General features: G+C 67.7%; 18 protein-coding genes and 2 pseudogenes. 11 read left to right on the plus strand and 9 right to left on the minus strand.

Features of this window, described 5'->3' with window-relative positions; translation table 11 throughout:
* Nucleotides 1-5 precede the first annotated feature (5 nt).
* The 3 genes from HUT19_RS19235 to HUT19_RS19245 all read right to left on the minus strand — a co-directional run bounded on the left by HUT19_RS19235 (nt 6) and on the right by HUT19_RS19245 (nt 3,247).
* On the minus strand, nt 6-500 hold the full coding sequence (locus HUT19_RS19235; protein WP_176178559.1) for a winged helix-turn-helix domain-containing protein: 495 nt from the start codon (nt 498-500) through the stop codon (nt 6-8).
* 96 nt (nt 501-596) lie between these two features.
* Nucleotides 597-1,967: an IS701 family transposase gene (locus HUT19_RS19240; RefSeq protein WP_254885339.1), complete on the minus strand. Its 1,371-nt coding sequence runs from the start codon at nt 1,965-1,967 to the stop codon at nt 597-599.
* A gap of 440 nt (nt 1,968-2,407) precedes the next feature.
* Nucleotides 2,408-3,247 carry a hypothetical protein gene (locus HUT19_RS19245; protein ID WP_176181665.1) on the minus strand — a complete coding sequence of 280 codons (840 nt, stop codon included), beginning with the start codon at nt 3,245-3,247 and terminating at the stop codon, nt 2,408-2,410.
* Nucleotides 3,248-3,821: 574 nt separating this feature from the next.
* Here HUT19_RS19245 and HUT19_RS19250 point away from each other — a divergent pair.
* From HUT19_RS19250 to HUT19_RS19270, 5 genes are all read left to right on the plus strand, one after another.
* Nucleotides 3,822-4,175: a hypothetical protein gene (locus HUT19_RS19250; protein WP_176181666.1), complete on the plus strand. Its 354-nt coding sequence runs from the start codon at nt 3,822-3,824 to the stop codon at nt 4,173-4,175.
* Nucleotides 4,172-4,435 (plus strand): hypothetical protein, encoded by a 264-nt coding sequence (locus HUT19_RS19255; RefSeq protein WP_059146466.1) that lies wholly within the window; start codon nt 4,172-4,174, stop codon nt 4,433-4,435. Before HUT19_RS19250 ends, HUT19_RS19255 begins: the two co-directional genes overlap by 4 nt.
* Before the next feature lie 380 nt (nt 4,436-4,815).
* Nucleotides 4,816-5,064, plus strand: a complete 249-nt coding sequence (locus HUT19_RS19260; protein WP_176181667.1) for a type II toxin-antitoxin system CcdA family antitoxin — start codon at nt 4,816-4,818, stop codon at nt 5,062-5,064.
* A complete protein-coding gene (locus tag HUT19_RS19265; protein ID WP_176181668.1) occupies nt 5,061-5,462 on the plus strand; it encodes a PIN domain-containing protein in 402 nt (133 codons plus the stop codon). The genes HUT19_RS19260 and HUT19_RS19265 overlap by 4 nt, the downstream gene beginning before the upstream one ends.
* 186 nt (nt 5,463-5,648) lie before the next feature.
* Nucleotides 5,649-5,831 carry a hypothetical protein gene (locus HUT19_RS19270; RefSeq protein WP_254886188.1) on the plus strand — a complete coding sequence of 61 codons (183 nt, stop codon included), beginning with the start codon at nt 5,649-5,651 and terminating at the stop codon, nt 5,829-5,831.
* Nucleotides 5,832-5,954: 123 nt separating this feature from the next.
* On the opposite strand, the pseudogene HUT19_RS43095 reads toward HUT19_RS19270, so the two are convergent.
* Nucleotides 5,955-6,274, minus strand: a pseudogene (locus HUT19_RS43095) (DUF5994 family protein); the annotation flags it as partial.
* 314 nt (nt 6,275-6,588) lie between these two features.
* Between HUT19_RS43095 and HUT19_RS19275 the strand changes: the two are divergent.
* Complete coding sequence (locus HUT19_RS19275) at nt 6,589-9,027, plus strand: SpoIIE family protein phosphatase (protein WP_176187042.1); 2,439 nt, start codon at nt 6,589-6,591, stop codon at nt 9,025-9,027.
* Nucleotides 9,028-9,446: 419 nt separating this feature from the next.
* Here the strand turns inward: HUT19_RS19275 and HUT19_RS19280 are convergent, their stop codons facing one another.
* Entirely contained in the window at nt 9,447-9,974 is a 528-nt protein-coding gene (locus tag HUT19_RS19280; protein WP_176181669.1) for a DUF5994 family protein, read from the minus strand.
* 269 nt (nt 9,975-10,243) lie between these two features.
* Here HUT19_RS19280 and HUT19_RS44320 point away from each other — a divergent pair.
* The 5 genes and pseudogenes from HUT19_RS44320 to HUT19_RS19305 form a co-directional block, all read left to right on the plus strand.
* A pseudogene (locus HUT19_RS44320) lies at nt 10,244-10,573 on the plus strand (DUF5994 family protein); the annotation flags it as partial.
* A gap of 321 nt (nt 10,574-10,894) precedes the next feature.
* Nucleotides 10,895-11,155, plus strand: a complete 261-nt coding sequence (locus HUT19_RS19290; RefSeq protein ID WP_176187045.1) for a hypothetical protein — start codon at nt 10,895-10,897, stop codon at nt 11,153-11,155.
* Between the two features lie 323 nt (nt 11,156-11,478).
* Entirely contained in the window at nt 11,479-12,723 is a 1,245-nt protein-coding gene (locus HUT19_RS19295; RefSeq protein WP_176181670.1) for a PP2C family protein-serine/threonine phosphatase, read from the plus strand.
* A gap of 612 nt (nt 12,724-13,335) precedes the next feature.
* Nucleotides 13,336-15,306, plus strand: a complete 1,971-nt coding sequence (locus tag HUT19_RS19300; protein WP_176187047.1) for an ABC transporter ATP-binding protein — start codon at nt 13,336-13,338, stop codon at nt 15,304-15,306.
* A gap of 656 nt (nt 15,307-15,962) precedes the next feature.
* Nucleotides 15,963-16,190, plus strand: coding sequence for a hypothetical protein (locus HUT19_RS19305; RefSeq protein ID WP_176181671.1), 228 nt, complete (start codon nt 15,963-15,965; stop codon nt 16,188-16,190).
* A gap of 294 nt (nt 16,191-16,484) precedes the next feature.
* Here HUT19_RS19305 and HUT19_RS19310 read toward each other — a convergent pair whose 3' ends face one another.
* The 4 genes from HUT19_RS19310 to HUT19_RS19325 all read right to left on the minus strand — a co-directional run bounded on the left by HUT19_RS19310 (nt 16,485) and on the right by HUT19_RS19325 (nt 18,782).
* Entirely contained in the window at nt 16,485-16,928 is a 444-nt protein-coding gene (locus HUT19_RS19310; protein ID WP_176181672.1) for a PIN domain-containing protein, read from the minus strand.
* The gene (locus HUT19_RS19315) at nt 16,925-17,185 is read right to left on the minus strand and encodes a CopG family transcriptional regulator (RefSeq protein WP_176181673.1); all 261 of its coding nucleotides are present in this window, start codon (nt 17,183-17,185) and stop codon (nt 16,925-16,927) included. Before HUT19_RS19315 ends, HUT19_RS19310 begins: the two co-directional genes overlap by 4 nt.
* Nucleotides 17,186-17,396: 211 nt before the next feature.
* Entirely contained in the window at nt 17,397-17,936 is a 540-nt protein-coding gene (locus tag HUT19_RS19320; RefSeq protein WP_254885652.1) for a TetR-like C-terminal domain-containing protein, read from the minus strand.
* Nucleotides 17,937-18,056: 120 nt separating this feature from the next.
* A complete protein-coding gene (locus HUT19_RS19325; RefSeq protein ID WP_176181674.1) occupies nt 18,057-18,782 on the minus strand; it encodes a DUF899 domain-containing protein in 726 nt (241 codons plus the stop codon).
* Nucleotides 18,783-18,956 lie beyond the last annotated feature (174 nt).

Consider the following 18,956-nt stretch of genomic DNA (forward strand, 5'->3'; position numbering starts at 1 on the left):
TCCACTCACCGCCGCGAGCCTTCCGCGCAGGGCCACACCTCCTTGACCCACCCGGCCACCGCATCGTCGTCCCGCTCCATCGCCCGTCGGGCCGGGACCTGGCAGGACCATCCGTTACGGACCAGCAGCTTGCGCACGCCCTGGACCGTGTAGGTCAGGTGGAAGCGGCGGCCGATCACCGTCTTCACGCGGCTCAGGGTCCACCGCTGGTCTTCCCAGCCGTGAGCGGCCGCCCCTTTGGCCAGCTCTGCCTCCAACTGGGCGAACTGCTTATCGCTCAGTCGCGGCAGCGACGCCGGCCCCTGCGACCGCAGAGCCCGCGGACCGCCCTCGTCCCACACCTGCCGCCACCGCTGTACCGAGCGGACGCTGACGCGCAAGTCCTTGGCGATCACCGAGCTCGCCTCACCCTGGGCGAACCTCTCAGCCGCCTTCAGCCGTAACTCCTCGCGGAACTGCTGCCGTTCGGCGGTCAGCCCGCCCCCTTGTGGATACCGCATGTCCTGGTGATACCGCACAGACGACGAGCCGTCAGCCCCTACGACACCACGAGTTCAACCTCAGTAACGGTAGTTCGTTAAATCCGGCGGTAGAGGTCAATGCCGTGTCCGGTGGTGACCGCGTCGATCAGGGCCTGGAGCTCTGAGGGTGGGTCTGTGTCCGTCCAGGCTCGCCACCACCGGGTGAGGGTGATGGCGGGGGTGAGCCAGGACCGGATGGCCCGTAAGGCCCTGGGCCAGCAGGGCTGTTGGGGCTGGTGGGGTTCGGTTGATCCCCCTCTCTGGCCCGTCGTCGGGGCATGGGTCCGGCGCGGTGGCATCCAGGGGTCCCGGTGGGGCGAACCACTGGTCCCAGCAGAAGGAGAAGGCGCAGTTGACCAGGGTCTGGTGGCGGCGGATGGCGCGGTCGGAGCGGACTTGGAAGTCGGCCCAGCCGAGTTCGTCCTTGATCTGTTTGTAGCTCTGCTCGATCCAGGGCCGCAGTCCGTAGAGGTGGACGATCTCGGCGAGGCCCGCCGGCGGGTGCGGGCCGGTGGCAGCGTGGGGTGTGTCGGGGTGGGGCAGGCTGGTGGCCAGGTACCAGGTGGCCTTCTCCGGCAGGCTGCCCGGATCGGTGGTGGCCACGACCAGCCGGCAGGGAGAGTCGGGGCCGTAGCCGCCCAGGCGGGCATCAGCCGCCCACCAGGTCTCGGTGTGCCCGTCACGGAAGTGACGTTCCACGGGCATCCAGTCGCCTGGATGCCTGGCATCGCGCCAGGCCAGTGAGTGTGCGGCTTCGATGGGGGTGTGCGGCTGGTCGGCCGGAGCCCAGGTGCCGCGGTGCGGCTTGAGCGCGACCACGTAGGCCAGGCCGGCCTCGCGCAGTGCGAGGTACCAGTCGTCGCTGACCGAGTAGGCGCAGTCGGCGACCACCGCCCGGCAGCCGAAGCCGGCCTCCTTCCCTCGGGCCGCGAGGGCAGCGGCCAGCTGTGGTTTCGTGCGGAAGTCCGGGTCGGAGCGGCTGCGGGTGAAGTGGTGGGCGGGGGTGTAGGGAGCCGCGTGCAGCGGGTAGTACACACGGCCGTCGGTCCACACCGTGGTCACCGTGACGATGCCGTTGTCCGTCTTGCCGTACCGGCCCAGCCACTGTCGGCCCACGTGCGCGGTGGCCGTGCCGTCCTTACGGTCCCCGGAATCGTCGATCACGATGACCCCGCCGTCGTGCGGAGCCGTCGCCGACTGCTCACGCAGCAGCTCAAGCCGCCGGTCGTTGACCTGCTCGGCCTCCCAAGGGGACTCGGACAGGAAGAACTGCAGCCGCTGCACCCCCGCCGTCCCCGCACCCGCCACCGGCTCCGCCCCTGCCAGGCATGTGATCGTCTTGTTCCGCTCCCGTGGTGCCAGCAGTCCCGTCAGGTACTCGCGAAACCCCCGCCGCTGAGCCAGACTGAAGAAGAGGTCGTCGAACCGCGCCGCATAGTCCTCCAACGGCCCCGGCGCAGGCGGACACGGACGGCGAGCGGTCATCTTCAGCCCCCAGCCAGGTAGTTGACTCCTACCACCGGCCTACGACCAACCCGGCCTGCCGTCAACCCGCACCACCGCCGGATTTAACGAACTACCGGTAATCGAGGTATTCGGAAATCTATTACTAAAAGGAAAGATACCAGAAAATAGGACCATTCGACTCGGCGTCGGTTCGGACCTATTGGTTTGGTACCTGATACAGGACGGATACCTCGAAAGGTATCGCTTTCCGAAGGGCGAAACACACCCCTACGAACTCTTCAGATTCACCCCATCTGGAATCGCATTCCTGCGCCGATGGGTGGCAGCACAGCCTCTCGACCTTTAGAGTCAACGGTCCGAAACCGCCGTGCCTGACATCGGCTCGGCGGGGCACCAGGAAGGCAGAGAGGATGTGACCGCTAGGGACACTCACGCAACCGACGAAGAAATCTCTTAAGCGAGGCCATCAGCTCTTGTGGGTTGTCTATGACCTCAACAGGAACTCGGTCGACGTACGCGATGCCTGCGTCCCGAAGCAAGTGGTCCCGCGACGTATCCATAGCGCGCCGTACACGGTGGTCCGGACCATCGATCTCCAGGACGCCGGCCCGCCCCCTGTAGGTCACGAGCAGGTCCGGTTCCCAGGTATGCCCTAAGACCCTACCGTTCGGCAGAGGAAAAATTGAGATCGTCTCTTCGGCAGGAAGCTCCTTCTCCTGCAAGTGCTTCAAAGCCTGGTAAACGCGCTGTTCGCCATGGTTGGTGAAGGCAAGCCTGTCCATCACCCACTGTGGTTTTTCAGGCATGGTCCGACGCGCCTGATTAGTCGGCCGATCGGTGGTCATCATCTCTTGCAGCCGCTGACGCCAGTCGGGACCTACCCGCGGCAGCGTCTCACGAAAGCCGAGCCAGGGAACGTTGTAGTCGAGTCGACCGCTGACCCGCTCGAATACCGAGCGGAGATGGGCGTGGACCTCATCGGTAAAGGCTGCTTCATTGCCCGGATCAATCTCTAGCCACAGATCGTCTGAGCGGGAGTCGTGGTCGTACTCAATGACTGCGTTACGGACTAGCAGAAGCAACTGAACGTGCTTCGTATCGCCCCGCTGAAACAGAAGAGCAGCCATGTGCCCGAGCAAGGAGTCCGCCTTGGCACGATTCTGCTCTTCCCCAGAGGTCCACGAGTCATTGATGATTTCATCGTAGGTACGAGGGCGCTGAGGAACACTCGACTCCCCCTGCACCGGCTGCTCCGCCACTACCCCTCCCCGGGTCGGGACTACCTGGAAGCTACCTGATACCTGTGACGATTCGAGGCCGCTCACACACGCCTCGTCGATCCGATGACGACTTGTGTCCAACGCAGGGCGCAGCAGCAGAGGCAAGCCCCTTGCAAGGCATGTCAGTGATCAACAGACGGCCCGTGCCCGATGCGTGCCCGATGGGGCGGGGAACCACGGTCAACCAGGGTCTGCGGCGAGCCCTGCCGCGGCAGACCAGATCACCCGTTCCAGCAGGTCAGAGCCGTTTTCATGCCCACCATGCCCGGTGATTCCCAAGCTCAGAGCGCGGGTTCGATTCCCGTCACCCGCTCCAGACAGAAGCCCCAGGCCAGCGGCCCGGGGCTTCTTCGTTGCCCGGGGCCGCTGGGGTCTCTGTCAACCCGTGACGACTACCAAGAGCCAGCACAACGCGATCACACCTGAGCCAAAGCGATCGAGACGCGTCGGGTGTTGTGTGGCTGACGAGGTGCGGGCGTAGGCTCAACCCAGCGTCCGCAACAACGGCCAGGCTCACGATGATCACGCAGACCGCCGCGCAGGAGACGTTCCGATGACCGAGCAGCCCTCTGCCCCCGACGGGCCCCTGATCCCCATGCCGGCACTCACTCCGGCAGCGCTCCGCGCAGCGGTCGCCCAGATCGCCCCCGCCCAGCTGCCGTCTTTTGTCGAACACCTCGACCGCGCGGTCGAACAAGCCGCCACGCAGAGCACTATCGCTCCGCTGCGTACCTTCCTGCTGTGGTGGGGAGAATTCGTAGCCATCCAGCGCTATCCCGCGCGAGCGGCCCGCCTGCGTGAACTGGAAACCGTGGCGGAAGAGGCAACGGACCGCGAGGCCCTGCGTTCCGTACTCGCCGAGATGCGACAGATCACAGACCTGGCGCAGCGCGAGATCTCCGCGTGAGCGATAACTGGACCTGGGACTACGACCCCGATGCCGAGCATGTCGTAGGCGGCCTGCCTCATGAAGTCGTGGCCGAAGTAGAGCGTTTGGCTGAGCAGCTGACCGTCCTGGGCCGCGACGCCGTCGATGTCGGCCGCGGAAACCCGCACGGCGGAGGTCTGCGGACACAGGACATTTTCGGAGGGCGCGGCTTCTTCATGTTCATGGCTCTGGAGCGGCTCGAACTTGTTGTGATCACCCGCGTCACATGGCTCGGCTGATCAGCGACTACGGCGCCAGCCTGCATGCGATCGGCCCGCTTGACTGCTGCGGGGTGAGCCAGGGTGGGCGCGCCAGGACGCCGCCTGAGCAACTGCGTAGCGTTCCCCGCACCAGAAGCGCACCAGATACGGCGGTCAACAGCGGTCAATGCCGGGAACTGCGAAAGGTCGGCAACGTGCGCCAGCCCTCGTTTGCGCTGGTCAGCAGCCTACTCAGTCCTGATCATCACGTGATTCCCAAGCTCAGAGCGCGGGTTCGATTCCCGTCACCCGCTCCATAGCGAAGGCCCAGGTCACAGACCCGGGCCTTGTCCGCTTTTCACGGGATGCCGTTCGCAGTCGGGGGCTCGATTGGACGCATACTGGAGTATGCTCGACTCATGTCCGCCACGACACGCATCACCGTCACCCTGCCCACCGAGCAGGTCGCCGAGCTGAGGAAGCTCACGGACAACGTGTCCGGGTATGTGGCCGAAGCGGTGGCCCGCCAGATCAGGCACCAACTCCTCGGCGACGATCTGCGGCGCCATCAGGAGGAACAAGGCGCCTTCACAGACGAAGAGCTGGCCGAAGCCCGCGCCAAGATCTTCGGCACCGCCGACCGTGCCGGCCACACGGGCGCGGCGTGAGCACACACCTGGAGACCGTCGTCCTGGACTCCCAGGGGCTGTCCGCCTGGGTTGCCCAGGATCGCAAAGTTCTCGCGATGTTCCAGGTGTTCCACGAAATGGGAGCTGATCTCGTCGTCAGCGCCAACACCATCGTCGAAGTCAGCCACTCGCGGGTGAACCTGCCACGCTTGAACTGGGCCCTCTCACGGGTCAAGGTCGAACCCGTCACCGAACAGGCGGCCAAGGCTGCCGCCGAACTACTCAAGTCAGCAGGACTGCACGGGCACAAATACGCGATTGACGCCACCGTCGCAGAGGCTGCCCTGCGCCAGCCGCCACCAGTCGCCGTACTCACCTCCGACACCGCCGACATGGCCAGGCTCTGCAATGAGCGCGTGCGACTGATCGCCCCATGAGGTGCGGTCCTCCAGGACAGACAGATGCGCGGTGGACGACGCACCAGATGCGCACCAGATAGAGCCGTGAACAGCGGTCAATGACGGTGCTGCGAGCGAGTTACGCGCCAGTTTGCCGCCAGCGCTCGTCTGCGCTGGTCAGCGACGCACGTCGTAGGCGGCCTGCCTCACGAAGTCGTGGCCGAGGTGGGGGGCTTGGCTGAGCAGCTGACGGTCCTGGGCCGCGACGCGGTCGACGTCGGCCGCGGAAATCCGCACGGCGGAGGTCTGCGGACCCAGGACATCTTCGGGGGACGGGGCTTCTTCATGTTCATGGCGCTGGGACGCCTTGAGTTGGTTGTGATCACCCGCGTCAGATGGCTCGGCTGATCAGTCGCTACGGCGCAAGCTCGCATGCGAGAGTTCGCGGCCCAGCCGTTCCTCAGGGGATGTGACGTCGGTGCCTTACTGGGCGTCAGCAGGCTGAGGCTGTGGTCGCGCCGCAAGGAGGCGTCAGGGCGTGCGACGGGGTTCCTGGCCTGTCCGCGGGCCTTCCTCGGCGATCGGGTGGGCTCGGCCGGTGTCGGTGTCGATGAGGATCTGTTCGGCCTGCGTGATGTTGTCGACGCGGACGGACCGGGCCATCGCGGCGTGTGCCGCGTCGGGCTCGCGTGTGGCGGGACCACCAACAGGGAAAGGTGGTCTCGATCGCCTCGGGTGATGAGGACGGTGTCGTCACCCACCGGGAACGAGTCGATGTACACGCTCCGGTCATCGATGATCAGTCGTGTCGGCAGTTCTCCCCAGGCACTGGAGTCCAAGCCGACCCGCGTGCCGTCCCATGACCGCGTAACACGCCTTCCCTTCCACGAATACGCCGCTCAGAGGGGTACACGCCACGTCCACTGCGATACCCGGGGATGCGACCGGCCTTTCAGCCTTGTGCTCGAGGATGCCCGGCAAGACTCCCCACCCGCGCCGGGATCCGGTTCATTCAGCCCCATCAGCCCGGCCTTCGCCGCTGCACCGTCGGGCAGGATTAGGCTCGCATGACACCAGCAGGTCATCCGGCATCGGCAGTGGACGAAGACCCGGGGCAGCTCAGTAACCGTGTACGAGGTGGTGTCCAGCCGTGGAGAAGCGGGTGATGGAGCTCAGCGAGTGCCATGACGATCCGGTCGCGGGGAACCTCGCCGCCCTGGCGGTGCTCGACGACCGGGGGACCGTGGTGGGGTGGTGTCGGCGGGCCCAGGAGCTGCTCGGCTACTCGGACAAAGACGTGATCGGCCGTCCGGCATTCGATGCCCTGACGGATGACCGCGCTCTGTCGTCCGTCAAGGCCGCCGCGGCGAGGTGCAGGCGAACCGGCAGCTGGTTCGGGGTGCTTGCGGTGCGGCACCGCGGCGGGCAGTTCGTGGAGATGGGGCTCAGGGTCTGTGCGCTCTCCCGTGATGACGGGGTGCGTGAATGGTTCGTTGCCGGGGCGCTCGCGGCTGATGTCCTGGAGTGGCAGAGGGACCACGCGGTTCTCGACGGGATGTACCGCCGGTGCCCGATCGGCTTGGTGGTTCACTGCCCCGAGCTGAGGATCCTACGGGTCAACCGGGCGGTCGAACGGTTCACCGGCGTCCCGGCCGCAGACTTTCGGGGCATTCCCACTGGCTCTCTCCTCCTCCCCGAGGACGCACGGCAGGCCGTGGATCGTGTGCGCCAGGTGATGGAGACTGGAAGATCGTTGGTCTACTCCGAGCAGTACACCCGCCTGGAGCAGGATCCGGCACGAGAGCGGGTCGCGTTGGTGTCGGCCTTTCGGATGGAGGATCCCTCCGGCCGGGTCCTGGGAGTGGCCGAGATAATCGAGGACATTACCGAACGCCATCGGGCTCAGCGTCGGCTCGCACTTCTCGGCCGAGCCGGCACCCGTATCGGAACCACACTTGATGTGGAGGAGACGGCCCGGGAACTCGCGGCGGTGATCGTCCCTCATCTCGCCGACCAGGCATCAGTGGACCTGTTGCAGCCGGTGATCCGTGGTGAGGAACCGGCGCAGGCTCTGGCGGGGCCTGTGGTACGGGTGGGGGTCTGCAGCGTCGATGCCGGGGAACGCGTCCCGCCGCACCCGCAGGGCGAGCCGGTCGAGTTCGCACCGGACACACCCCAGGCCAGATGCCTGGCCGACGGGCGGCCTGTCCTGGAGCCGGTTCTTCCGCCCGACTGGTTCTCGATGGAGGACCGCCGAGGTGGCCACCCTCCCGACCCGGGCGTCCACTCGCTGATCGTGGTGCCGCTTGCCGCGCGGGGCCTGGTGCTGGGCGTGATGACCCTGTGGCGCTCGCGGCGCCCCGATCCGTTCGAGACGGACGATCTCACGCTGGCCCAGGAACTCGCCTCGCGCACCGCCGTCGCCATCGACAACGCCCGGCGCTTCACCCAGCAGCAGCAGACCGCGTTCACCTTGCAGAGCAGCCTTCTGCCCAGGGCGGTCCCGCACCAGTCGGCCGTCGAGGTGGCCCTGCGCTATCTGCCGGCCAGTGCGGCCCCGGGCCTGGGCGGTGACTGGTTCGATGTCATTCCCCTGTCGGGGGCCAGGGTCGCCCTCGTCGTCGGCGACGTGGTGGGCCGTGGCGTCCACGCCGCTGCCACCATGGGCCGACTGCGTACCGCCGTGCATACGCTCGCCAGCCTCGACCTGGAACCGGACGAGGTCCTCTCCCGCCTGGACGATCTGGTCAGCCTGCTGGCGGCCGAACAGGAGGCGGTCGGCGAACGGCCCCTGGGCGAGCAGGTCGTCGGCGCCACCTGTCTGTACGCTGTGTACGACCCGGTCTCCCGGCGGTGCTCCGCGGCGCGCGCCGGCCACCCGTCGCCGGTGGTGACCGCCCCGGACGGGCAGGTGGGTGTGCTCGACCTGCCTGCCGGTCCACCGCTCGGCCTGGGCGGCCTGCCGTTCGAGGCCCGGGAGATCGAACTGGCCGAGGGAAGCCTGCTCTGCCTCTACACCAACGGGCTCATCGGCGAACGTCACATCGACCCCGACGTGGGTCTGACCCGGCTCCGCGCGGCGCTCACCCGCCCCGCGGACGCGCTCGAACGGACCTGCCAGGCGGTTGTCGACTCGCTCGTGCCCGCACGCCCCGCCGACGACATCGCTTTGCTGATCGCCCGCACCCGCGTACTGCCATCGGACAGTGTCGCCTCGTGGAGTCTGCCGCTGGAGCCCGCCAGCGCCGCTCATGCCCGGGCCTTGGCCTCTGCCAAGCTGACGGAATGGGGGCTGGAGCACTTGGCGTTCACCACCGAGTTGATCGTCAGCGAACTGGTCACCAACGCCTACCGGTACGCCAGCGGCCCCGCGACCCTGCGGCTGATCCGTGAACGGTGTCTGGTGTGCGAGGTCACCGATGCCAGCCACACCTCACCGCACCTGCGCCGAGCCCGTACCACCGACGAGGGCGGGCGCGGCCTGTTCCTGGTAGCCCAAATGACCGAGCGCTGGGGCACCCGCTACACCCGCGAGGGCAAGACCGTGTGGACCGAACAACCCCTGGCCGGCACGCCCACCTCTGTGTTGTCCAGTGGAAGCTGAGCGGGACGTCTGCTGCCGGCGCCGCGGTCGACGTCGACCTGGCGGACTTCGTCCTGGTCCGGAACACGACACCGTCGTTCCCCATCCGTGCCCTTCACAGCGGTCACCAGCAGTCGATCGGGGGGCCGGAACGCTACACCGACCACGCTCCCTGGCAGTAGACGTCCACGGGTCAGACCGTTTCGGGGAGCGAGAAGCGCCGGTGATTCCCAAGCTCGGAGCGCGGGTTCGATTCCCGTCACCCGCTCCATACGGGCACAACCGCGCGCCAAGGGCACGTTCAGTCGTCATGGGCCGCATGCAGCGGAAATCAGGAAGGGTTCGCGGCCGACCGTTCATCGGGGGGTGTGACGTCGGTGTCCTACTGGGGGTCGGCGGGCTGAGGCTGCGCCCATGGTTGCGCCGGGAGGAGGCCGGCATCAGGCCGTGCCGCGGCGTTCCTGGCCTGTCCGCGGGCCTTCCTCGGCGATCGGGCGGGCTCGGCCGGTGCCGGTGTCGATGAGGATCTGCTTGGCGGGTGTGATGTTGTCGAAGCGGACGGACCGGGCCATCGCGGCGCGTGCCGCGTCGGGCGTCGCGTGTGGCGGGACCACCAGCAGGGAGAAGAGGTCTTGATCGCCTCGGGTGATGAGGATGGTGTCGTCACCCACCGGGAACGAGTCGATGTGCACGATGCGGTCGTCGATGATCAGTCGTGTCGGCAGTTCTTCCCAGGCACTGGAGTCCAAGCCGACGCGCACGATGGGCCCGAGGTGCTCGGTCAGCGCGGTGATCAGGGCGGGAAGCTCGGCGCCTATGTCGCGGGAACGCGGCCACCACGCACCGTCGAGATTGCCCTCACGGGTATGTGTCGTCACCAGTCGCAGCAGGGCCGTTCCAGGTTTCACCGCATGATGCATCGCGTCCGGCAGAAGATTCACTTCACGCGGGGTGTCGGCGTCGGACATGGTCTGCTCACCCTCCGCGGGGTTCGGTGGCGGGCCGTGGGCCACCGGTTTCACCGTACTCCGAGAGCCCGCTCCCAGGCTCGCCCATGCCCTGCGGACCCAGAGCCGGGCCCCTGAAGAAGTCGCTGATCATACGAGGGTTCAGCGGGCCGCCCCGGAGTACACTCGAACCACCGGGAGCACTTCGCACACCGGCTTCCACGCCGGTGTCGTTTTCGGTGAGCAACAACACCGGGACGTTGATGACGCCCCGGGGACAGGTCCGCGCCATGACCGTGACCATCGACCGTACGCTCCCGGATGAAGGTGCGCCCTCCCCACCAACCCGCCTGTCACTGACCCCGGCCGGCCCGGTTGCGGGTCTTCTGGACGGTGCGTGGTGGCCTCGCTCCCGCGATCTGCTCCGTGAGCTGCCCGCCCTGACGGATGTGCTGGACGCACGCTGGGGCCGGATCACCCGCGTCTCCGTGAACCCGACCCACTGGCCCGTGATCCCGCGCACGGTGCCCGCGACCGGACACACGGTGCACGTGGGCTGGTTCACCGAGCAGGACCCGCACAAGTTGATCCTGCGCTCCTACACCGCAGGCCGCTGGGACCTTCTGGTGATCCCGCCGGAGACGAGTGCGGCAGCCGCCGCCCGGCTGATGGCCGCCGCGGCGACCGTCGGCGGCCTTCTCACCGCCAGCGGTCTGATGGCGAACGAGGCCGCCACCCGTGACGGCCGGGGAGGATGCCAGCCGGGAGGAGGAGTGGGAGACCGATGGCGGGCCTCCCTCGATGGTGCCCGGAAGCCGAACCCGACCGGACTTCTGAGCTCCAGGGGAGGTGAGGATGTGGAGACCGTCATCACGGTGTCCCTGATCATCACCATGATCATGCTCGGAGCTCGCCGCGTCTTTCTGATGAACGAGGTCACCATGCAGCCACCGGAACCACCCTCGGCAGGGCGCGCCGAGGTGCGTATTGTCGCCGCGTCACCCGAGGTCGCCCGTCAGGTCGCTGAGGTGCTCCGTCGTTGCTTCGCCGGCGCCGAACAGCGCAGCTACCCGGCCGGCGCCGACGGCGGAACCCGCCTCCATCTCACCGTGGACACCACACGCACGGCGGAGCCGGCACGGTCCTGGCTGGCAGCGAGTCAGTCCTCCGGGCAAGACCGCACGCAAACGGACGAAGTCTGAAGTGACGCCTCGCAAACGGGTGCGGCAGGGCACCGCCGCCCCGTGTCCATGGACTCATCGTCAGTACCCTCCGCCACGCCGGGGTGGGGCAGAGGCGAAGGTCGACATGCGTGGCTGATCGCCGCACGAGACGCCTCCGGCGGGGTGGGCACATCGCTCTTCGGGACGCCTCGGACATCGGCCGCGCTCCGGCGACCTGGTGACAGGTGCCGCGGATTCCCATGTGCGCGACGCTGGGGTGAGAGGAGACCGCAGGACCAGCATGGGGCGAACACGCAGACGCTCGCCTCTGTGTGAGGGCCGTGCGGCGGAACGAGGTCGCCATGACAGACGGTGAACGGGACTTCCGTAGAGTCACAGTGGATCGGTCGGAGGGCTTCGGTGAGCGGCTGCTGGGTGTGCTGCTGGACCGGGCCCATGAGATGCCGCCCCAGCTGATCGCCCCGCTGGTCGCGGAGGAGGTGGCGAGAATCGGCGGGTGGGACGTCTCGATCCTCCTCCAGGACTACGACCAGCTGATGCTGGCACCCCTGCCGGGCAGGAGACTCATGGTCGGGGAGCCCGAGCGGATCGACGATTCGCAGGCCGGTAAGGCTTTTCTCGGCGCGGCGGTGGTGGAACAGCGGCAGGCCGACGGCGTACGGATGTTCCTGCCGTTGCTGGACGGCAGCGACGTAGTGGGGGTGCTGACCGTCACCCTGAGCACCGTCGATGACGACGACCGGCGGTTGCTGCGGCGCCTCTCCGGCCTGGTCGCCGACATGCTGGTCACCAAGAACAGCTATACCGATCAGTTCTTCCAGGCCCGGCGCCGTGAGCCGATGAGCCTGGCCGCGGAGATCCAGTGGTCACTGCTCCCCCCGCTGACCATGATCACACCGCAGGTCGCGGTGGCCGGAATCCTCGAGCCTGCCTACGACGTCGCGGGTGACAGCTTCGACTACGCCCTGAACGACAACATCCTGCACATGGCCATCATCGATGCCATGGGGCACGGGCTGGACGCGGCCGTGCTGGCGACCGTGGCCGTCGGCGCCTACCGGCACGCCAGACGCACCGACGTCGGACTCGCCGAGCTGTACATGTCCATGGACACGGCCATCGACGAGCAGTTCGGACCCGACCACTTCGTCACGGCGCAGATGATGCGCCTGGATATCGGAACCGGCCACCTGCAATGGGTCAACGCCGGCCACCCGGCGCCCCTGCTGATCCGCGACCACCGCGTCATCCAGGCGCTGGAGAGCCCGGGTACTCTGACCGTCGGCTTCGGCGGCGCCATCCCGCAGATCAGCGAGCAGTCACTGTCCCGCGGCGACCGGATCCTGTTCTTCACCGACGGTCTCGTCGAGGAGCACCGCACCGGCGAGGAGCAGTTCGGGGAGGAGCGACTGCTCGACTTCGTGGATCGTGCGGGGTACATAGGCGAAAGCGTGCAGGAGATGGTGCGCGGCCTGTCCCACGCCCTGATGCGGGAACGCGGCGGGGTCACCACCGACGACGCCACGCTCTTCCTGGTCGAGTGGTACGGGGGAACCGCCGACCATCTCGCGACGGTGGAAGTCTGACCAGCAGGTGCACCCTGGCTCCGGCTCGCATCCGCAAGGCCGGGGCGGCGTCTCCTTCGGCTGCGGCGGATCAGCCCGTCATCGAGCGCGGAATCCCGTCCACATCCCCGCCCTCGAAAGTCGGGAGGATGTGCAGCCGAAGCAGTCGGCGGATCAGTTCGTCCGTAAGGGCGGTGCTGACGCGCGCCCGCGAGACGCAAGGCATTCACATTCGGTTCCCGAAATCATCGAGTAATTCATGGTTGACCGGCCATAGACAACTCACAGCTGAGATCTGGGTTCTCCTCAGAAAGCGTTTTTAATGTCTTCCACGTCGAAGCCGAACGGCTCTGGCATTCGAGTCAAAGCGAACTCCAAGGAGATCTGATGAGCTTCAAGAAGGTCGTTCCCGTAAAGCCCGCTGACAAGGCTCACAAGCGGCCTGCGCCCAAGCCGAAGCCGGCCCGGAAGCCGAAGCGTCGCCCGATCGGTCACTGAGCCAGGCGGAGCTGACAAGGGGCGGGGTCCCCGGCATCGCGCCGGGGGCCCGCCCTCCGCGTTGTGGGCCGGTTCCGAGGAGCAGGAGAGCCAGTGACCGAATACGACGACCAGCAGACGGTGCGGCTCCGTGTGATGCCGCCGCCGGTCCGAGGCCGCCATCGCCGTCCCGGACCGGCGCGTACGGTGCGGGGGCGCATGCCTCCGGTCCCGCAGCAGCGGCCGACCGCCTCCCAGGGCCGGGCCGGTGCGGGCCCGGACGCTCCCCAGGCGCACCCCGCGGCCGCGGGCCCGTACGGCGGCGCGGACGGGGCAGCAGCGACTCCCAGCCTCCCGATACGCCGGGCCTTCGTGCGATTCTGGCCGCTGACCAAGGGAGACCGCGGTCGACTGGCGCTGATCCTCGTGTGTGTGATCATCGCCGCCCTTGCCGAGACCGCCGCGATTCTGCTGTTCGGCAATCTCACCGACGACGCCCTGCAGAAGGGCTCGCTCGACGCGTTCTGGTCTCCGGCGGGGCAGTGGCTGGTCGTCGCGGTCGTCGGTGCCGTGGTCGGCTATGTCGGCAATTCCCTGGCCGTGTGGACCGCCGAGCGTTTCGTACTGCGGCTGCGCGCCCGCGTGTTCAGTCACATGCAGGATCTGTCACCGGACTTCTTCCAGCGGCACCGGCAGGGCGATCTCGTCGAACGGCTCACCGGAGACGTCGAGGCCATCGAGCAGATGGTCGTGTCGGGGGTGGTGGGCGCGGCATCGGCCGCCTTCAGCACGGTCCTCTTCGCCGCGGCCGCCCTGTGGCTGCGCTGGGACCTGGCGCTGGCCACCTTCGTCATGGCACCCGTGCTGTGGCTGACCGGCAGGAGGTTCTCCGGCCGGATCGGATCCGCCGCGCGCGACGAGCGGGTCGCCGACGGGGCGATCACCTCCGTCGTCGAGGAGTCCTTGGCCAACGTCGTGCTCACGCAGGCATACAACCGGAAGTCCGCCGAGGAAGGGCGGCTCGAGCGCGAGGCCCACGCGTGGATGCGGGCCTCGGTGGCCGGTTCCCGCGCGAGCGAACGGTACGAACAACTGGTGGAGGTCATCGAGACACTGTGCGTACTCGGTGTCATCGGGCTTGGCGTATGGGAGATCTCGCACAGCCGCATGACCATCGGGCAGCTGCTGTCCTTCGCCGCCTTCCTGGGCTATCTCTATCCCCCACTGCGCAATCTGGGACAGCTCGGCCTGACCCTCACCGCCGCGACCGCCGGCGCCGAACGCCTGCTGGAGATCCTCGACACCGGCCCGTCCGTGGCCGATCCGTCCGAGACCGATCCATCCGTGGCCCCGGACGCCGGGCAGTGGAACGTGCTGGGGGTGGTGGAATTCGACCGGGTCGCCTTCCGCTACCCGGGCGCCGACAAGGAGACGCTCAGCGACGTCTCACTGATCGCGAGCCCAGGGGAGTTCGTCCTGCTCACTGGGGCCAGCGGGGTCGGAAAGTCGACGCTCGCCACGCTGTTGCTGCGCTTCTACGACCCGACCGACGGGTGCATCCGGCTGGACGGCGTGCCTCTGCACGCCACCCGTGTGGCCTTCCTGCGGGACAACATCACCCTGTTGCCGCAGACGACGTTGATCCTGCACGACACCATCCGCGAGAACATCGCCTGCGGTCGCCCCGCCGCGACCGACGAGGAGATCGTGCGGGCCGCGCGGGCCGCCGCCGCCCATGACTTCATCACCGCCCTTCCCCAGGGGTACGACACGCGTATCGACCCGCACACCGCGCGGCTGTCCGGCGGCCAGTTGCAGCGCATCGCCATCGCCCGTGCGATGCTCCGCAACGCCCCCGTGCTCGTCCTCGACGAGCCGACCACCGGGCTCGACGCGCCGGCCGCGCGGCAGGTGATCGGTCCGCTCCAGCGGCTGATGTCCGGCCGCACCACCATCATGATCACGCACGACCTCGCTCTGGCCCCGCACGCCGACCGGATCCTCGTACTCGACCAGGGCCGGATCGTGGAAACCGGCACCCACACGGACCTGCTGGCCCGCGGCGGCGCCTACGCACGGCTGCACGGCGTCCCGGCCCGCGCCGACACGGGTCAGTTCGCCCGGTGAGCGCCACCTGCCGGGAGCCAGTTGCAGCGGCGTCGGGGAGCACGATGGCGAGTGGGCGAGTGGGCGTGCTGGATGAATTCGGCGCGCCCTGAAGGAGTTGGCCTCCCCGCGGGGGCTGACACGGCGCTGGGCAACGTGGCCACCGCAAGGGCTGCGGTGGCGAAATCTCCTCGAGCGGTGCAATCCAAGAGGGAACGCCTCCGAACATGACACCTCAGGTGAACCCGAAATCCGGCGACACAATGTCATAGCACTCAGGCTCGGTAAACCCGCGCATCATCTGCACAGGAGAGGCACACTCCCGTCTCTGGCTCGCGCCTTCATGGAGGGCAGACGGCATCTTCACGGACTGATATGTCGTTCGGGTGGCGATGTCAGCCCTTCCACTGAGCTCGGCCACCACTGGCAGGTGAAGAAGTTGTCACCATCCGGTCGCAAATCCCGCTTGATGACATGCCGCGATACCGAAACGTCTGAGGAAATTTCCGACGGGTCGGGGTGGCTGGCTCGCCATAGACGTGGTTTGATCCACGCCACTCGGAAGTTGTGCATCCGCTTCCGGGTGGCGAACGATCGTCAAGCTGGCTGGATCAGCTTGTCCGCAAGTCGCTCGATACGGTCCAGCATCACCACAAACGCGGAAGAGAAGGCCCGTCATGCGTAAGGACGCCATGCCCAAGAACGAAACTCGCGAGATCGCCGACAGCGAGCTGGAGAACATCTCCGGCGGCCTCGGGACCGAAAGCCTGACGGGTGGTGCCGAATCCGGGCTGCCCACCCTGCCCAGCCTGCCCGCTCTGGGCGGCGCGGTCTCGGGTGGCCTGAGCGGGCAGGTGGGCCCTGCCTCCGGCGAGGCAGGTTTCTCCGGCGGCGTCGGCATCTGACGCAGCCGCACCGGGATTTACCTGGTCTGCGTTACTGCCCATCCGAATTCCAAGGGTGGCCATGGGCCCCGGAACCCCCCGTTCCGGGGTCCATGATCTTTTACCAGTCGCCCGCCCTCGCGCGTTCACTGCCTGGATCACTTCAGCGTCCTGCGCCAGAGGCCCACCGCTGCGCGCCGCCGGCCTCGCTCGCCAGCTCAGAAGACGAACCTGCTTGGCACGCGTCGACAACTCCGCAGGGGGCAGGGCGAACTGGCCTTCGAGGTCAAGGCTTCCGCGCCGCGTGTGGGGCCTTCAGAGGGGAAGATCGTCAGGCAGGACGCGAAACGCCTTGTGATGACCGAGGGGACGTACTGCACGGAAGTCTCGGCGGTCCAGGGTGAGGATCGCGTCGGTGTCGTAGTCGGCTGCCAGGGCGACGTTCACCACGTCGGTGAGATCAAGGTCGAGTGCCTGGTAGCGGGATCGGACGGACTGAGCGATGCCGAGGTGTCCCTCGGTGATCTCGGGTACGGAGACACGGCCGCGGCGCATCCAGCCCCGGATGTCGTCGATCGCGCTCACCGCGGCCTCGCGGCCCAGTTCGCGGGTGGCTACGTGGTCGAGTTCAGCGAGCAGCAACGGCGACATGACCAGCAGCCCGGCAACCATGATCGCCTCTTGTGCCGCTTGGTGCTCCGGGTGCGTGGAATCGAGCGCGGCCAGCAAGCCGGAGGTGTCAGCGATGACGACGATCACGCAGCGGTTCCGGAATCGGTCTCGCGCTGGGCGGCATCCGCAACGACGTCACGGACCTCGTCCTTGGCGAGAGTGCGCCCAGGACCGGCGAAGGTGCGGGAGAACAACGGCTCGTCCCACACGCGATTGGCCATGGCGGCAAGGTGGATGCCCTGCCGGATGATCTCGGCCTCACTGATGCCGCGGCGCTTGGCCGCCTCCTTGATGATGGCGAGGTCTTCCGGGTCGGCATAGACATTGGTGCGCTTCATGGACATGTACCAACGGTAACACATGTACCACATCAGTGTATGGCGGACTCGCCGTCCACGCGGCACGCCCGCGGTACCGGTGCGCCACCGGGTAGCGCGGCCCCGCCAGGCCGTGTCAGCGCCGGGTCGGCCCCGACTGCCCGCGACGCCGTGCCCTCTCGTTTTCGTCGCGGTCGCGTGACCCCGGGCCTTTCGAACAGCCGCAGCAGCGGCCCTGTCAGCGCGGCTCGGCCGCTCCGCCGGGGGCGCCGTGGTGCTGCGGGTCGGCCAGGGCGGTGATTCCTGCCGTGGCGGCGAGGTTGGCGACCATCGCGTCGTCGACGGGCAGGTTGAGGATGTACAGGGCGGACGCCAGGGTGCCGAGCAGCAGCAGGTGGGCCATCGCGGGGCCGACGGTCCCGGCCAGCTCGCCGCGGGCCACGGCCTGTTCGATGATGTCGGCGAAGGCGGCCTGCTCGGCGGCCAGGAAGGTGTCCTGGAACCGGGTAGCCAGTTCGGGATTGACGGCAAGTTCACTGATCAGGGCCGGCGCCAGCTGTCGGGCCGCCGGGGCGGCCATGCGAACGTGAAACGTGCGGACCAGCGCCGGCAGGTCCCCGTGCAAGGAACCGGTGGCGGCCAACGGAGGCAGCTGCCGCTCGTACATGGTGGCAGCGAACGCCATCTCGGCCTTGGAGGCGTAGCGGCGGTAGATCGCCGCCTTGCCCACCCCGGCGCGCAGCTGGACCGTCGTCGACGCCGTGGTCCTCCCGTTCACGCCCTGGCCGCTCTTCGCGCTCGCGTGCGCCCTGCTGCTGATCGGAACCCACCGCGCCCGCCGCGACAACCCCACACCCAAGGCCGGGTTTCCACGAGCGTGAGCCGCCCGGTGAAGGGTTCAGCCGGGCCTGCCCCGGGGGCCTCGGCGGGTTTGCGCCAGCCACTCCGGCGCCGACTCGCTGTCCCCGTACGCGTCGTGCCAGTTCCACCATTCGTACGGTGGACTCTGGGGATAGCCCTCGGGCGAGTCCTCCCACGTCTCCTGCCGACCGAGCGCGGTCATGTCCAGGTAGCTCCAGGTGCTCCCCAACGCCTCGTCCCCGCGGGCATTGATGAAGTAGGTGCGGAACACGCTGTCGCCGTCGCGGACGAACGCGTTCGTGCCGTGCCACTCGTCCACCCCGAAGTCGGTGTCGAAGTCGTCGGTGATCGTGTACCAGGGCATCGTCCAGCCCATCCGCGCTTTCACGGACTCGATGTCCGGCTGCGGTGCGCGCGAGGCGAAGACAAGCGTGGTGTCGCGGGCGTTCAAATGAGCAAGGTGGCCAACGTGGTCGGCCACCATGGAGCAGCCCCGGCAAGCGTGGTGGGGCCAGCCGAATACGCCGGGCTCGAAGAAGGCGCGGTAGACGATCAGCTGACGACGGCCTTCGAACAGGTCCAGCAGACCGGCCCTGCCCTCGGGTCCCTCGAACTCATACTCCTTCTCCACTGCCACCCACGGCATCCGCCGCCGCTTGGCGGCCAGTTCGTCACGGGCGTGGGTCAGCTTCTTCTCTTCCAGAAGCAGCTGCCGGCGCGCGGCTTCCCACTGTTGCGGCGAAACGATCGGGGGTGTCTCCATTGTGATCTTCACCTTCCGGTTCGGTCCGAGCTCGCGCACTGGGCCGTGGAGTGCGGGCCGGGCGCCGTTCAGCAGGCCGATCCCCTGCGTCCAGGGTCGGCCGCCACCGGCGCGGGCGCACGCCGGTACGCAAAAATCAAACGTACGATCGAATTCGAATGAGTGCTTGGCTGC

The sequence above is a fragment of the Streptomyces sp. NA02950 genome, assembly GCF_013364155.1.
Classification (GTDB): Bacteria; Actinomycetota; Actinomycetes; order Streptomycetales; family Streptomycetaceae; genus Streptomyces.

Coding starts and splice junctions, on each gene's coding strand:
- HUT19_RS19300 (WP_176187047.1), top strand. CDS start 13,336: ATGCCGCCGCCGGTCCGAGGCCGCCATCGCCGTCCCGGACCGGCGCGT.
- HUT19_RS19260 (WP_176181667.1), top strand. CDS start 4,816: ATGTCCGCCACGACACGCATCACCGTCACCCTGCCCACCGAGCAGGTC.
- HUT19_RS19250 (WP_176181666.1), top strand. CDS start 3,822: ATGACCGAGCAGCCCTCTGCCCCCGACGGGCCCCTGATCCCCATGCCG.
- HUT19_RS19290 (WP_176187045.1), top strand. CDS start 10,895: ATGCAGCCACCGGAACCACCCTCGGCAGGGCGCGCCGAGGTGCGTATT.
- HUT19_RS19325 (WP_176181674.1), bottom strand. CDS start 18,782: ATGGAGACACCCCCGATCGTTTCGCCGCAACAGTGGGAAGCCGCGCGC.
- HUT19_RS19305 (WP_176181671.1), top strand. CDS start 15,963: ATGCGTAAGGACGCCATGCCCAAGAACGAAACTCGCGAGATCGCCGAC.
- HUT19_RS19295 (WP_176181670.1), top strand. CDS start 11,479: ATGACAGACGGTGAACGGGACTTCCGTAGAGTCACAGTGGATCGGTCG.
- HUT19_RS19280 (WP_176181669.1), bottom strand. CDS start 9,974: ATGTCCGACGCCGACACCCCGCGTGAAGTGAATCTTCTGCCGGACGCG.
- HUT19_RS19235 (WP_176178559.1), bottom strand. CDS start 500: ATGCGGTATCCACAAGGGGGCGGGCTGACCGCCGAACGGCAGCAGTTC.
- HUT19_RS19275 (WP_176187042.1), top strand. CDS start 6,589: ATGGAGCTCAGCGAGTGCCATGACGATCCGGTCGCGGGGAACCTCGCC.
- HUT19_RS19315 (WP_176181673.1), bottom strand. CDS start 17,185: ATGTCCATGAAGCGCACCAATGTCTATGCCGACCCGGAAGACCTCGCC.